A 14118-nucleotide genomic window follows, 5' to 3' on the forward strand; every position below is an offset into this window, starting at 1 on the left:
GCCGCGAAGCGGCCGTCTCGAAACCCGCCTGAACCGCACTGGGTCTGATGGAGGCTCGGGCTATTGGATTCCGACCAGGGGCTGGTCGGTCCGTTCCGTAGCGTAGAACGTCTCCTCGAACTCTGCTGGTGGGATGTCGTTGAGGTAGCCGTGCAGGCGGTCGTGGTTGTGCCAGTGGACCCAGCTCAGCGTGGCGAGCTCGAGGTCCTCGACCGTCTTCCACGGGCGGCCCTCGCGCGCGGGGCCACGGACCAGTTCGGCCTTGTAATAGCCGTTCACGGTCTCGGCCAGCGCGTTATCGTACGAATCGCCGACAGTGCCGATCGAGGGCATCGCGCCGATCTCAGCCAGACGCTCGCCGTAGCGAATCGAGGTGAATTGACTGCCGGCATCCGAGTGACACCGCAGGCCAGGGAGCTGGGTCCCGCGTGACCACCGGGCCATCTCGATGGCATCGAGGACCATAGTGGTCCGCATGTGCGAGGCGACCCGCCACCCCACGATCGTGCGGGAGTAGGCGTCGATGATGAAGCAGACGTAGGCCACCGCGGCCCAAGTCGGCACGAATGTCAGATCGGTGACCCACAGTTGGTTCGGGGCCGTGGCGGTGAAGTCGCGGCCGACCAGGTCCGGGTGGCGCGGCATGCCCGGATCGGGCTTGGTGGTACGGACCCGCTTGGTGCGCCGGACCCCCTCGATGCCGGCGGTGCGCATCAGGCGGGCGACCTGGTCACGGCCGATGTCATGTCCAGCACGTCGTGCGGCCTTCCAGATCTTCCGGGCGCCGTAGACCCGGAAGTTGTCCTCCCACAGCTGCCGCACTACCGGTCCCATCACCTCGTCGCGCTGCGTGCGAGCCGAGGGTTGGCGGTTCTTGAACTCGTAGTAGCTGCTCGGGGCCACCTGCAGCACGTGGCAGATGAGCTCGACCCCCAGACGCCGGCCCGCGACCACGTCGTCACGGTTGGCGTCGATGAACGCGGCTACTTCTTGTACTGGCGGTCGAGCTCCGCCCCGAAGAAACTGGCGGCCCTCTTCAAGATCTCGTTGGCTCTCTTGAGCTCCCGGTTCTCCTGCTCCAGCGCCTTCAGCCTGGCCGCGTCGCTCGTGCTCAGACCCGGCACGTGGCCCTCGTCGATGTCGGCCTGCTTCACCCAGGACCGAACTGACTCGGTGCCGTACCCGAGCTGGGCTGCGACCCGCTGCACTGTGCCGTGCTCAGTTCCCAGCTCGGCACGCAGCGTCCTGACCATCCGCACCGCAGCGGCCTTTTCCTCAGGGCTGTAGCGACGTGTGGTCGGCTTCCCCGGGGTGGTGTCCTTCGGCATGAGTCCATCCTCGTTTCCAAACGATGGAGACTCCAACCAACCCAGTGCAGTTCACGCCCCACCGCTGGTTGACGCCCACCGCTGGTTGAGAAGGCCGTCTCGAAACCCGCCCCACCGCTGGTTGAGGAGGCCGCGAAGCGGCCGTCTCGAAACCCGCCCCACCGCTGGTTGAGGAGGCCGCGAAGCGGCCGTCTCGAAACCACGCCCTTACGGGCGATGCGCGCCACCACACCGGCGGTTACGGTCGAATTTCGCGACCCGAGGAGGCAGACATGAGTTCTGACGAGGTCAAGGAGTTCGTCGAGGAGACGCTGCGCGCGTCCAACCCCAACGCCACTTCTGAGCAGGGGGCGGCAGGCAGCATGGGTGTCAGTTCCGAACGAGTCGGAACTGACGGTCGTACCGACGGCTTCAAGGACACCCGCGAGACCGAAGTCGACTCGGGCCTACCCGAGCAGGCACCGGGCAACGCCGAGGAGAACCCGGTCGGCATCCCGCCCAAGGCGGCGACCACCGAGCGAGAGCCACGCCCCGGCGGGTGATCAGCCCCGCGGTGCGTGCACCACCATCACCGGGCACGACGACCGCTTGAGCAGATCGCGAGTCACCGACCCGAGCGCCTTGCTCTTGAACCCGCCGCGCCCGCGATTGCCCACGACCAGCATGGCGGTGTCGTCCGAAAGCGTCGACAAGGTCGTACGAATCCCGCCCTTGACGCTGCGCAACTCGACCTCGACGCCGCTGGTATCGATCCCGCTGAGTACGCGTTCCTGCATGGCCGTGATGCGCTCCTCGACGGCGCGCCATTCGGGACTGTCCGGTTCGGTGACGACATAGCCGTCGATGAGTTCGTGGTTCCAGGTCGACACGACAACCAACTTCGCGGCGCGCGCCCGAGCCACGCGTACGGCCTCCTCGACCGCGGCTCGGCTGTGGTCGCTGCCGTCGACACCCACGGCGATGTCGCCCTTCGCGTCGGCATCGCTGCCGGGGGGAACGACCAACACCGGGCATGTCGCGTGGGCTGCCACGTTGAGCGCGACCGTACCGAGCAACAACTCCTCCAGCCGCGACTTGCGACCAGTGCCGACCACGACGAGCGCGGCGGTCTCGGACGCATCCACCAGCAGGTTCTCCGGACGACCGGCAGGAGAGTCGTAGGTCGCGTCCAACTCGGGCGCCAGCGTCGCCACGGTCTGCCGTGCGGCTTCGAGTACGCCGCCGTCCGAGTCCTCCACCGTCACCGGCCAGCCACCCGCCGACACGATCGCGAGGTTGGGATCCAGCAGTTCGCGACAGTGGCGTACGTGTAGCGGCGCCTTGCGGGTCAGGGACTCGGCAACGGCAGCGGTGAGGATCAAGAGGTCGAGTTCGGTGCCGTCGATCCCCGCGACAACAGCTCCGGTCGGCTTCGTGTCGGTATCCATACCCCATTGTCTCCCATCACTGGTTGCCCGGAACGGTGGGTGAACCGGGCGGTCGGCTGACTTTGCGGACCATCGACTCTGGCGCCTGCAGGCAGTAGGAATCCGTCACCAACTCCGCCACCTCGGCCCAGTCCGTGGCGTCATCGACGATCAGTCCGATCACGTTGCCACCCCATTCGGCCTTGAAGTACGGCTCACCCAGGTGACGGAAAGCGTGCACCTCGTCGAGTTCGCCTCGGAACGTGAGACGTACGCGCTGATCCTCGCCGCCGAAGATGTGCGCCACGGTCGCGCTGCCCACGCGCCACCGCGTGCCGACCCAGGCGTCCTCGGGTCGGCACGATGGCAGTCGTTCGAGGATCGCGCGGAGCCGGGAGACGTAGGCCTCCGGCACCTCGCAGCGATCCTTCTTGGCCATGAGCTCAGCGTGCCATGACGCGGGGACATGGTTTCGAGACGGCCGCTCCGCGGCCTCCTCAACCAGCGGACTCCCGGTGGTTGAGGAGCGCCACAGGCGCGTCTCGAAACCAACGGACTCCCGGTGGTTGAGGAGCGCCACAGGCGCGCCTCGAAACCAGCGGACTCCCACCGGTGGTTGAGGAGCGCCACAGGCGCGTCTCGAAACCAGCGGACTCCCACCGGTGGTTGAGGAGCGCCACAGGCGCGTCTCGAAACCAGCGGACAGCGAGACCTCAGTACGACTTGGGCAGTCCCAGCGAGTGCATCGAGACGAAGTTGAGGATCATCTCGCGGCTCACCGGCGCGATCCGTCCGGCGCGGGTGGCGACCAGGAGACCGGCCACGCCGTACTCGCTGGTGATCCCGTTCCCGCCATGGGTCTGCACGGCCCGGTCGGCCGCGTGACACGCCGCCTCGGCGGCGGCGAACTTCGCCATGTTGGCGGCCTCGCCGGCTCCCATGTCGTCACCGGCGTCGTAGAGCGCGGCGGCCTTCTGGGTCATCAACCGAGCCATCTCGATCTCGATGTGCGACTCCGCGAGCGGGTGCGCGATTGCCTGGTGGCCACCGATCGGACCCTTGAAGACCTCGCGCTCGTTCGCGTACGCCACCGCGCGGTCCAGCGCGTGTCGGGCCAACCCCGTCGAGAAGCTCGCGGCCATGATCCGCTCGGGGTTGAGACCGGCGAAGAGCTGCACCAGGCCGCCGTTCTCGTCGCCGACGACCGCGTCGGCGGGCAGGCGTACGTCGTCAAGGAACACGGTGAACTGCCACTCGGGCGAGACGATCTCCATCGGGATCGGCGTCGCTTCGAAGCCCTCGACATCAGTGGGTACGACGAAGAGCACCGGCTTGACCTTGCCGGTCTTGGCGTCCTCGGCACGTGCGACGACGAGCACGTTGTCGGCCTCGTCTACGCCGGAGATGAAGACCTTGCGACCGTTGAGGACCCACTGATCGCCGTCCTTGCGGGCGGTCGTGGAGATGTTGTGGGTGTTGGTGCCCGCGTCGGGCTCGGTGATCGCGAAGGCCATCGTGGACGTGCCGTCACAGATGCCGGGCAGCCAACGCTGCTTCTGCTCGTCGGTGCCGTAACGGCTGATGATCGTGCCGCAGATGGCCGGGCTGACGACCATCAACAGCAGCGGACAACCGGCCGCCGACAACTCCTCGCAGACGGCCGCGATGTCGCCGATGCCGCCGCCGCCCCCGCCGTACTCCTCGGGGATGTTGATGCCCAGATAGCCGTGCTTGCCGATCTCCAGCCACAGGTCGGTGGTCTTGCCGCCGCTGCGGGCCTTCTCGACGAAGTAGTCGCGGCCGTACTTGCTCGCGAGCTTGGCGACCTGCTTGCGCAGTTCCTGCCGCTCCTCGGACTCGGTGAAGTTGCTCATGATGTCTCCTTTAGTTTCCGGTGGTTGAGGAGCGCCAGCGGCGCGTCTCGAAACCACCCATTGCGGACTTGTCGGTGGTTGAGGAGCGCCAACGGCGCGTCTGGAAACCACCACTCATTGCGCTACCACTGCCAACACCTCACCCGCGGCGACCTGCGCCCCCGGTCGTACGTTGACCTCCGCCACGACCCCCGCGTGGGGCGCCGTCACGGTGTGCTGCATCTTCATCGCCTCGAGGACGAGTACGACCGCCCCTTCCTCGACCTGGTCGCCCTGCTCGACCGCGACACTGATCACGCTGCCCGGCATCGGGGCCAGCAGGCTGCCCGACTGGTGCTGCGCGGCCGGGTCGGTGAAGCGGGGCACCTCGGTGAAGGTGTGATGGCCGCGCGGGGAGTCCACGAAGACCTGCCGCGTGCCGGGAAGGCCCTCGGAGAAGGCCACCGAGCAGGTGCCCTGCTCCCCCTCACCGACCCAGTCGACACGCCAACTGCCCTTTGAGTCCGCTGCGGACTCAAAGGTGAGCGCGCGGATCTCGAAGTCGGCGTTGGGGAACTCGATCCTGCCGTCCCGGGTGCCGACCCATTCACCTGCGAAGGGCTCCTCGACGCCCGGGACCTGCAGGCGCTCGACCTGCGCCTGGCTGGGTACGTTGCGCCAGCCCGCAGGGATGCCCTGCTGGATCGACTTGGACGCATCGCGATCAGCGACCAGGGCAGCGGTGGCGCACAGCAACGCCGCCTCGGCTGGGTCCGCCTGCTGCTCGGCGAGTTCCGTGCCCTCCAACCATCCGGTCGTAGCCGCACCCGACGCGAACGTCGGCTCGGTCAGGATCGCGATGAGCTGGTCCCGGTTGGTGGTGACGCCGTGGATCTTCGCCTTGCGCAACGCGTCGACCAGCAGCCGGATCGCGGCCTCCCGAGTCGGCCCCCACGCGATCACCTTGGCCAGCATCGCGTCATAGAACGTCGACACTTCACTGCCGGACTCGAAGCCGGCGTCGACCCGGATCCCATACCGCGTGCCGAGATCGAACTCGCTGGCGTGTGGGATCTCGAAGGTGACCAACCGCCCGCTCTGGGGGACGTACGCGCCATCCTCGGCGTAGAGCCGTACCTCGATCGCATGTCCGTGCCCGGGCAGGGGCTGGTCCGCCTCGACCGGTCGGCCCTCGGCAACCGCGATCTGGAACTCGACGAGATCCAGGCCGGTCACCGCCTCGGTGACCGGGTGCTCGACCTGGAGCCGCGTATTGGTCTCCAGGAAGTAGAAGCGGCTCGGGTCGTCGGCGTCGACGAGGAACTCGACAGTGCCTGCACCCCGATAGTCGATCGCCGCGGCAGCGTCACGCGCCGCGTCGTGGAGTGCTTGGCGCTGCTCGTCGGCCAGTCCGACGGCAGGGGTTTCCTCGACCACCTTCTGGTGTCGGCGCTGCACCGAGCAGTCCCGCTCACCCAGCACGTGCACGACGCCGAGGACGGGATCACCGACGACCTGCACCTCGACGTGGCGGGCGTTCTCGACGTACGGCTCGACGAACACGGTGCCATCGCCGAACGCGCTGGCCGCCTCGGCGCTGGCCTTGGCGATCTCGTTGTCGAGGTCGGCGAGGTCGCGCACGATCCGCATCCCCCGGCCGCCACCGCCCGCGGATGCCTTGACCAGCAGTGGCGGGGCAGCACTCTCGCCGTCCAGCACGGGCACTCCTGCGGCGGCGACGATCCGCTTGGCCTCGATCTTGGAGCCCATCTGCTCGATCGACTCCGGGCTCGGTCCGACCCAGATCAGCCCGGCCTCCTCCACGGCGCGCGCGAACTCGGCGTTCTCGGACAAGAAGCCATAACCCGGATGGATCGCGTCGGCCCCCGCCGACTGCGCGGCACCCAGGATCAGCCCGGTGTCGAGGTAGGTCTCCGCCGGCGTGTTGCCCGGCAGTCGTACGGCGTAGTCGGCCTCGCGTACGAACGGCAGGTCCGCGTCGGCATCGGAGAAGACCGCAACGGTCTCGATGCCCAGACGCCTGCACGTGGCGAAGACACGTCGCGCGATCTCGCCGCGGTTGGCGACCATCAGACGATTAATCATGGCGCTCACATCCTGAAGACGCCGAAGCCCTCGGCGCCCTTGATCTCGGTGTTGTTGGCGATGACGGACAGGCAGATGCCCAGGATCGTGCGCGTATCGCGCGGATCGATCACCCCGTCGTCATAAAGCATTCCGGACAGCACGAATGGCAGGCTCTGCTCTTCGACCATGGCTTCGACCATGGTGCGCATGCCCGCGTCGGCCTCTTCGTCGTACGGCTTGCCCTTGGCCTCCGAGGCCGCGCGCGCGACGATGGACAGTACGCCCGCGAGTTGCGCGGGACCCATCACCGCCGACTTGGCGTTGGGCCAGGTGAAGAGGAAACGCGGGTCGTACGCCCTGCCGTTCATCCCGTAGTTCCCCGCGCCGTACGAAGCGCCGATGATCACGCTCAGGTGCGGCACGGTGCTGTTGGACACCGCGTTGAGCATCTGGGCCCCGTGCTTGATGATGCCGCCCTGCTCGTAGTCCTTGCCGACCATGTAGCCGGTCGTGTTGTGCAAGAACAGCAGCGGCGTGTGCGACTGGTTGGCCAGTTGGATGAACTGCGCGGCCTTCTGCGCCTCCTCGCTGAACAAGACGCCCTGGGCGTTGGCGAGGATCCCGATCGGGTGGCCGTGCAGGCGCGCCCACCCGGTCACGAGACTCGTGCCGTAGAGCGGCTTGAACTCGTCGAACACCGCCTCGTTGCTGGTGCTCACCCCGTCGACGATCCGCGCGATCACCTCACGCGGGTCGAACGGCTCCTTGAGGTCGGTCGGGATCAGGTCCAGCAGGCCGTCGGGGTCGGCATCGGGCTCGGCGTAGGCGGCGTGGAGTCCCCGGCTGGCCGGTGACTCTTGAGGTGTGTAACCGATGCATTGGTTACTAACCGTGAAACTCCCCGGCCGACCGGGGACTCCCACACCACCGAGACGAGCCACGATGCGCCGGCCGATCCGGATCGCGTCGTGCTCGTCCTCGGCCAAGTAGTCGGCCAGACCACTGACCCGGGCGTGCATCTCGGCACCACCCAGCGACTCGTCGTCGGACTCCTCGCCGGTGGCCATCTTCACCAGAGGTGGGCCACCCAGGAACACCTTGGCGCCGCCCTTGACGAAGACGGTGTAGTCACTCATGCCGGGCACGTACGCACCCCCGGCTGTGGAGTTGCCGAAGACCAGCGCGATGGTCGGCTGCCTGCGCGCCGAGGCGCGGGTCAGGTCGCGGAAGAGCTTGCCGCCGGGGATGAAGATCTCCTTCTGCGTCGGCAGGTCCGCACCACCGGACTCGACCAGCGAGATTGTCGGCAGGTGATTCTCCTCGGCGATCTGCGAGGCCCGGAAGATCTTCTTGACCGTCCACGGGTTCGAGGCGCCGCCCTTCACGGTCGGGTCGTTGGCGCTGATCATCACTTCGCGCCCCGACACCACACCAATGCCGGTGACCACGGAGGCACCGACGGTGAAGTCCGAGCCCCATCCGGCCAGTGGGGAGAGTTCGAGGAAGGCGCTGCCCGGGTCGATCAACAGCTCGATCCGCTCGCGCGCGGTGAGCTTGCCGCGCTCACGGTGCCGGGCGACGTACTTCTCTCCACCCCCCGCGACCGCCTTCGCGTGCTCGGCGTCGAGGTCGGCGAGCTTGGTCAGCATCGCCTCACGGTTCGCGGTCATGACGCATACCCCATCAGTTTGGCTGCCAGGTCCGTCAGCACTTCGGTTGCTCCTCCTCCGATCGGCAGGATCCGCGCGTCGCGGTAGTGCCGCTCCACCTCGGTTCCCCTCATGTAGCCGGTGCCGCCATGCAGCTGCACCGCCTTGTCACATACGTACGTCGCCGCGTCGCACGCGGTCTGCTTGGCCAGACAGGCTTCGGCGATGACGCTCTCCCCGGCCAGGTGTCGCTCCACGACGTGATGGGCGTACGTCCGGGCGACCTCGACCTGGCGTCGCATCTCGACCAGCGTGTGCTGCACGACCTGGTTGCGGATCAGCGGGCGACCGAAGGTCTCGCGCTCCTTGACGTACGCGGTGGTCAGGTCCAGCGAGCGAGCCGCGATGCCGTAGGCGTGCACCGCGATCGCGATCCGCTCGATCACGAACTGTTCGGCGATCTGATAGAAGCCGGAGTTCTCCGCACCCACCAGGTTGGCGACCGGCACGCGCGCGTCGACGTACGACAACTCGGCCGTGTCGCTGCACAGCCAGCCCATCTTGTCCAGGGCGCGTGTGACGGTGAAGCCGGGCGTTCCCGCCTCGACCACGAGCAGCGAGATCCCGGCGTGGCCGGGTTCGCCGGTGCGTACGGCCGTGGTCACGAAGTCGGCCCGAGTGCCGCTGGTGATGAACGTCTTGGCACCGTTCACGACGTAGTAGTCGCCATCGCGCACTGCCCGCGTGGTGATGCCGGCGACATCTGAGCCGCCGCCGGGCTCGGTGACGGCCAGGGAGCCGATCATGTCTCCGGCGAGCGTCGGGCGTACGAACCGGTCGATCAGGTCGGCGTTGCCGGACGCCGCGATGTGCGGCAGCGCGATGCCTCCGGTGAAGAGCGCCGACATCAGGCCACTGGACGCACCGGCGGCGAACATCGCCTCCTGTACCGCGACCGAATCACGCAGGTCGCCGCCCTCACCGCCGACCGACTCGGGGAAGGAGACACCGAGCAACCCCTGTTTGGCGGCGGCCAGGTGCAGCGCGCGCGGAAGGGCGCCCTCGCGCTCCCAGTCGTCGAGGTGCGGCATCACCTCCCGGCGTACGAACTCGGCGGCGCTGGCGCGCAGCGCCTCACGCTCCTCGGTGGTCGGGGTCATAGCAACTCCTCCGGAATCTGCACGGTGCGTGATCGGGCCCATTCGCCCAGGCCCTTGGCTTGTGGATCGAAACGTGTCGAGGCGGCGACACCGTCTCCGAGGAGACCGTGCAGCACGATGTTGACGGCGCCGAGATTGGGCAGCGGGTGGATATCGATCTCGAGCTCGGCCGCCTCGGGGATGAGGTCGCGTACCCACTGCGCAGTCACGGTCGTGAGCAGCCAGTCCACGCGCTCGTCGCGCTTGGGCCCGGCACCGACCCAGAGCCCCAGGTTGGCGTCGCCACCCTTGTCGCCCGAACGCGCATGCACGAACGTGCCCAGCGGCGTGGGGCGAGTCGGGCCAGCTAAGCCCCCGTTCTGTCCGCTCAGCCCCCGGATCTCCGGGGGTTGAGCGGACTCGGGTCCGCTCGACCCGGCGCGGGGCGCCAGCCCCGGGTTCGCGATCACCTCACTCGCCCCACCCCCGAACGTCACCACGTGGGTCACCGCGTCGCGCTCGACGTAGGCCGCGCGATAGACCCCGTACGGCGACCCGGGCGCTGGTGGTGCGGTCAGGGTGAAGCCGGGGTAGGAGCCCAGCGCCAACTCGATCGCGGGGGCGGTGAACGCCTTGCCCGCCACCTTCGGATCGGCCGACTTCACCGTGGCGCGCAGCCGAGTCGAGGCACCCTCCTCGGTGTCGGCCCCGGGCACCCCGGCGGGTCCGTGCGTCCAGGTCACCGAGGACGCCAGGTCACCCCAGGCGGCCTCAAGCTGACGTCGCAACCACGCAACCTTGGCCGACTGGGCGAGCCCGGTCACCACGAATTCCGCGGTGTTGCGGAAGCCACCGAGCGAGTTCAAGCAGACCTTCAAGGTCGACGGAGGCTCAGACCCTCGTACGCCGCTGATCGCGACCCGATCCGGGCCGACATCGGACAACTCGAGGGAGTCCAAGTGAGCCGTCACGTCGGGACCGAGGTAGGCAGGCCCCTGGATCTCATAGCACAGCTGGGCCGTGACCGTGTCCACCGTGACCGCACCTCCCGTCCCGGGATGCTTGGTGATCACGCACGACCCGTCAGCGGCGATCTCGGCGATCGGGAACCCGAGCGGTCCCTCGAGCGAGCTCAACTCCAGGAACCCCGAGAAGTTTCCGCCGGTGGCCTGCGTCCCGCACTCGATCACGTGCCCGGCCACGACCGCCCCGGCGAGCGCGTCGAGGTCGGCGTACGACCAGCCGAAGTGCGCCACCGCCGGACCGACGACCAACGACGCATCCGTGACCCGTCCGGTCACCACGATGTCGGCACCGCCGGACAGAGCCGCCGCGATCCCGAAGCCACCGAGATAGGCGTTGGCCGTGAGCGCGTCGCCCCAGCCGAGGTCGGCCGTACGCGATCGGAGGTCGTCGCCACTGACGTACGCAATCGACGGCGCAAGCCCGAGCCCACGCGCGACCTCTTCCAATCGCGCGGCCAGACCCGCCGGGTTGAGCCCGCCCGCGTTCGACACGATCTTGACGCCGCGTTCGAGAGCATCGCCGAGGACGTCCTCCACCTGGCGTACGAACGTGCGCGCGTAGCCCAGCGACGGGTCCTTCATGGTGTCGCGACCCAGGATCAGCATGGTGAGCTCGGCGAGATAGTCGCCGGTCAGGACGTCGACGGGGCCGCCGTCGAGCATCTCGCGCATCGCCGAGAGCCGGTCACCGTAGAAGCCGGAGACGTTCGCGACCCGCAACGGCGCGGTCATGACGCGGCCCGCCCTGCGCCCGCCGGGCCCGCGAAGGCCTGGGCGATGTCCAGCCACGCCGAGGCGCCTTCACCCGAGGCCACCAGGTCGGTGTCGTCACGGTGCACCCGCTGGGTGACCAGGCGGCAGAAGTCGTACGCCGATCCGGTCACCGACTCCGGCGCTTCCTCTGGCCCGAAGGTCCAGGTCTCGCCCGACGGAGCGGTCAGCGCGACCCGCACGTCGCCGGCGGGCACGTCGAGGCCGCGGTTGATGAAGGAGTAGGCGCGCGTGCGTACGCCCAGGTGCGCGACGTGCTTGATCCGGTCAGTGACCTCGTAGGTCAGGCCCAGGCCCTCATGCACGTCGAGCGAGTGCGCCCACGTCTCCATGAAGCGCGCGGTGCCCATCGAGGTCGGCGACATCGGCGGTCCGAACCAGGGCAGCTTCTCCCCGTCCGGCACCGCCCGCAGCGTGGTGACCAGGTCGGCTCGCGCCCCGCGCCACCGCGCCAGCAACTCCGCCGGGGGGACAGCACCGCCCGAGAGCGCACATTTGTCGACGTAGCCCAGCGGGTCCTCGATCGCCTCCAGCACCAACGCGTCCCAACCCGCCTTGTCGGTGGCGGCGGTGATCGCGACCTCATCGGTCCACGCCAGGTGGGCGATCTGGGTGGCGACATCCCAGCCGGCGGCGGGAGTGGGCGTACGCCACCCCTCCTCCGGCAGCGTCGCCACGGCGGCGTCCAGGACGTCGCCTTCGGCGGCGAGGTCCGCGAGTAGGGCTTCGAGGAGATCGGTCATCGGGCACCTTCCGGGGCGAGGGCGGCGTCGAGGGTGCGCGCCCAGTGGTCGAGGATCCGCTTGCGGCGGCGAGAGTCATCGGTGATCGTGTTGGCAAGTCCGAAGCCGCGCATCAGGTCGAGCGTGGCCTGGATGAGTTCGCGTACGCCCGGCAACGACTCGTCCGCCCCCAGCGCCGCGACCGTCAGCCGGTGCGCCTCACGGCCGACGCGCTGCTCCAGCGGCGCGACCGCCGCGAGCAGGGCGGGATCCGTACGTGCGGCGACCCACAACTCCAGCGCCGCCGTGAAGACCGGTGACGTGAAGTGCGCGGCGAGCACGTCGAGCACGGTGCGGGTGCGGTGTCGAGCATCGCGAGCCGACTCCAGCGCGGGGAGCAACTCGGCCGCTCGGCGTTCGGTCAGGTGCTCGACCGCCGCCACGACGAGCGCGTTCTTGCTCGGGAAGTGGTGCAGTTGCGCCCCCCGGGAGACCCCGGCTCGCTGGGAGACCAGCGTGGTCGACGTCCCCGAGAAGCCGTGCTCCACCAGGCATTCCACGGTCGCCTCCAGGAGCCGCGCGCGCATCGCCCGCGACCGCTCCTCCTGTGGCACCCGACTCACGCGTGCAGCCTGACGGATTAACAACAAACAGTCAAGCCTGACTTTTTTCATCCAGAGGCACGGCGGTTTCGAGACGGGTGGCCCCGGGCAGATCACCGGCGCAATACCCTGCTTTCAGCACCCCGAGAGAAGAGAACGAGCATGAGCGACCAGAACCCTTACGGCCAGCCGTCGGACCCCTACGGCCAGAACCCTTATGGTCAGACCAACTACGGCGGCGCCGTCCAGTCCGCCGGCAACTACGCCACCTTCTTCCAGCGCGTCGGTGCCTACCTGATCGACCAGATCATCATGGGACTTCCGCTGATCCTCGCCTTCGTCGGCATCGGCATGTCTGCCAGCGGCACCGAGATCGACCCGGTCACCGGCGAACTCACCGGTGGCGGCATGTCCGGCGCGGGCCTGGTCCTGGTGCTGCTCGGCTCCCTTGGTGCACTCGCGCTCCTGATCTGGAACATCTGCATCAAGCAGGGCAACACCGGCTGCACCATCGGCAAGGGCATGCTCGGCATCAAGTTGATCAGCGAAGAGACCGGCCAGCCGATCGGCCCGCTGATGTCGTTCGTACGCCAACTCGCCCACTTTGTCGACGGCGTGATCTGCAACATCGGTTACCTGTTCCCGCTGTGGGACCCCAAGCGGCAGACCATCGCCGACAAGATCATGAAGACCGTCGTCATCAACGCTCCCAAGGGCTGATCGGGCATGGGTGAGTTCGGGCAGGTGGGCGGCGGTCGTCCGGCAGACGACGACCCCGAGGTGACGCGCGTACGCCAACCTGGCCCCCCGGACTCACCCACTCCCCCACAGCAGGGGACCCCCTACGCCCAGCCTCCCTACGGCGGACCTGTCGGCGCCCAGCCTCCTGCGCCGAATCCGTACGCGCCGGCGGGGCAGGCCCCCTACGCGATGCCCGACCACAACGCGTACGCCTCATCGCCGCCGGCCGGCTACCCGTCGGGGCCCCCGATGGGCTATGGCCCACCGATGGACTTCTATGCCACGTTCGGTGACCGAGCCGTCGCGACACTGTGGGATGCGGTGTACGGCTTGCCGCCGTTCGCGCTGATGATGCTCGGCGCAGTCGTCATGGTGGGAGGCGGAGCGCTGTCTTCGTCGAACGAGCTCGAGGCGGGCGCCGTTGTGATGATTCTCGGTGCCGTGATCGTGCTCGCAGCGACGGTCTGGTCACTGTGGCGCCTCATCGCCAACTACATGCTCGACCAGGGCCGCACCGGCTACACGTACGGCAAGCGCAAGGTCGGCATCCGCTGCGTCCTGGCGGTGGATGGCCAGGCACCGGGCGCCGGTGTCACGTTCGGCAAGTACGTCATCCACGCGCTGATCAACCAGTGCTTCTACATCGACTATCTGTGGTGCGCGTGGGATGAAAAGCGCCAGACTCTGGCCGACAAGATGCTGAACACCCTGGTGATCAAGCAGCCGGACCCGCTGGGGCAGTCTCCGATGTTCGGCAAGCGCAAGGCCGGTTGAGTTGGGCCTCGCTCACCGTT

General features: G+C 68.2%; 13 protein-coding genes. 3 read left to right on the forward strand and 10 right to left on the reverse strand.

All coding sequences use genetic code 11. From position 1 onward, the window contains the following. Window positions 1-60 precede the first annotated feature (60 nt). Window positions 61-1328, reverse strand: a protein-coding gene (locus tag V9G04_12940) for an IS3 family transposase (protein ID MEI2714160.1) whose coding sequence is annotated in 2 segments (ribosomal slippage) — window positions 61-1025 and window positions 1025-1328 — 1269 coding nt in all. Because the reading frame shifts where the segments join, the coding sequence is not laid out codon by codon here. Window positions 1329-1600: 272 nt separating this feature from the next. Between V9G04_12940 and V9G04_12945 the strand changes: the two genes are divergently transcribed. Next, window positions 1601-1870: a hypothetical protein gene (locus tag V9G04_12945; GenBank protein ID MEI2714161.1), complete on the forward strand. Its 270-nt coding sequence runs from the start codon at window positions 1601-1603 to the stop codon at window positions 1868-1870. Here the strand turns inward: V9G04_12945 and V9G04_12950 are convergent, their stop codons facing one another. The 9 genes from V9G04_12950 to V9G04_12990 form a co-directional block, all read right to left on the reverse strand. Next, window positions 1871-2755: a universal stress protein gene (locus V9G04_12950; GenBank protein MEI2714162.1), complete on the reverse strand. Its 885-nt coding sequence runs from the start codon at window positions 2753-2755 to the stop codon at window positions 1871-1873. Window positions 2756-2771: 16 nt separating this feature from the next. Further along, complete coding sequence (locus tag V9G04_12955) at window positions 2772-3173, reverse strand: MmcQ/YjbR family DNA-binding protein (protein MEI2714163.1); 402 nt, start codon at window positions 3171-3173, stop codon at window positions 2772-2774. A 274-nt stretch (window positions 3174-3447) separates the two neighbouring features. After that, window positions 3448-4608: an acyl-CoA dehydrogenase family protein gene (locus V9G04_12960; protein ID MEI2714164.1), complete on the reverse strand. Its 1161-nt coding sequence runs from the start codon at window positions 4606-4608 to the stop codon at window positions 3448-3450. A gap of 114 nt (window positions 4609-4722) precedes the next feature. Continuing rightward, on the reverse strand, window positions 4723-6693 hold the full coding sequence (locus V9G04_12965; protein MEI2714165.1) for a biotin carboxylase N-terminal domain-containing protein: 1971 nt from the start codon (window positions 6691-6693) through the stop codon (window positions 4723-4725). A gap of 5 nt (window positions 6694-6698) precedes the next feature. Next, entirely contained in the window at window positions 6699-8345 is a 1647-nt protein-coding gene (locus tag V9G04_12970; GenBank protein MEI2714166.1) for an acyl-CoA carboxylase subunit beta, read from the reverse strand. Next, on the reverse strand, window positions 8342-9484 hold the full coding sequence (locus tag V9G04_12975; protein ID MEI2714167.1) for an acyl-CoA dehydrogenase family protein: 1143 nt from the start codon (window positions 9482-9484) through the stop codon (window positions 8342-8344). The genes V9G04_12970 and V9G04_12975 overlap by 4 nt, the downstream gene beginning before the upstream one ends. Then, the gene (locus V9G04_12980; GenBank protein MEI2714168.1) at window positions 9481-11220 is read right to left on the reverse strand and encodes an acyclic terpene utilization AtuA family protein; all 1740 of its coding nucleotides are present in this window, start codon (window positions 11218-11220) and stop codon (window positions 9481-9483) included. The genes V9G04_12975 and V9G04_12980 overlap by 4 nt, the downstream gene beginning before the upstream one ends. Continuing rightward, complete coding sequence (locus tag V9G04_12985; GenBank protein ID MEI2714169.1) at window positions 11217-12002, reverse strand: TIGR03084 family metal-binding protein; 786 nt, start codon at window positions 12000-12002, stop codon at window positions 11217-11219. The genes V9G04_12980 and V9G04_12985 overlap by 4 nt, the downstream gene beginning before the upstream one ends. Beyond that, window positions 11999-12604: a TetR family transcriptional regulator gene (locus tag V9G04_12990; protein ID MEI2714170.1), complete on the reverse strand. Its 606-nt coding sequence runs from the start codon at window positions 12602-12604 to the stop codon at window positions 11999-12001. Before V9G04_12990 ends, V9G04_12985 begins: the two co-directional genes overlap by 4 nt. Before the next feature lie 141 nt (window positions 12605-12745). On the opposite strand from V9G04_12990, the gene V9G04_12995 reads away from it, so the two are divergent. After that, a complete protein-coding gene (locus V9G04_12995; protein ID MEI2714171.1) occupies window positions 12746-13303 on the forward strand; it encodes an RDD family protein in 558 nt (185 codons plus the stop codon). Window positions 13304-13309: 6 nt separating this feature from the next. Next, on the forward strand, window positions 13310-14098 hold the full coding sequence (locus tag V9G04_13000; GenBank protein ID MEI2714172.1) for an RDD family protein: 789 nt from the start codon (window positions 13310-13312) through the stop codon (window positions 14096-14098). The last annotated feature ends 20 nt before the right edge of the window (window positions 14099-14118 follow it).

Origin of the sequence: Nocardioides sp., assembly GCA_037045645.1 — a bacterium.
Lineage (GTDB): Bacteria > Actinomycetota > Actinomycetes > Propionibacteriales > Nocardioidaceae > Nocardioides.

Coding starts and splice junctions, on each gene's coding strand:
- V9G04_12945 (MEI2714161.1), top strand. CDS start 1,601: ATGAGTTCTGACGAGGTCAAGGAGTTCGTCGAGGAGACGCTGCGCGCG.
- V9G04_12950 (MEI2714162.1), bottom strand. CDS start 2,755: ATGGATACCGACACGAAGCCGACCGGAGCTGTTGTCGCGGGGATCGAC.
- V9G04_12955 (MEI2714163.1), bottom strand. CDS start 3,173: ATGGCCAAGAAGGATCGCTGCGAGGTGCCGGAGGCCTACGTCTCCCGG.
- V9G04_12960 (MEI2714164.1), bottom strand. CDS start 4,608: ATGAGCAACTTCACCGAGTCCGAGGAGCGGCAGGAACTGCGCAAGCAG.
- V9G04_12965 (MEI2714165.1), bottom strand. CDS start 6,693: ATGATTAATCGTCTGATGGTCGCCAACCGCGGCGAGATCGCGCGACGT.
- V9G04_12970 (MEI2714166.1), bottom strand. CDS start 8,345: ATGACCGCGAACCGTGAGGCGATGCTGACCAAGCTCGCCGACCTCGAC.
- V9G04_12975 (MEI2714167.1), bottom strand. CDS start 9,484: ATGACCCCGACCACCGAGGAGCGTGAGGCGCTGCGCGCCAGCGCCGCC.
- V9G04_12980 (MEI2714168.1), bottom strand. CDS start 11,220: ATGACCGCGCCGTTGCGGGTCGCGAACGTCTCCGGCTTCTACGGTGAC.
- V9G04_12985 (MEI2714169.1), bottom strand. CDS start 12,002: ATGACCGATCTCCTCGAAGCCCTACTCGCGGACCTCGCCGCCGAAGGC.
- V9G04_12995 (MEI2714171.1), top strand. CDS start 12,746: ATGAGCGACCAGAACCCTTACGGCCAGCCGTCGGACCCCTACGGCCAG.
- V9G04_13000 (MEI2714172.1), top strand. CDS start 13,310: ATGGGTGAGTTCGGGCAGGTGGGCGGCGGTCGTCCGGCAGACGACGAC.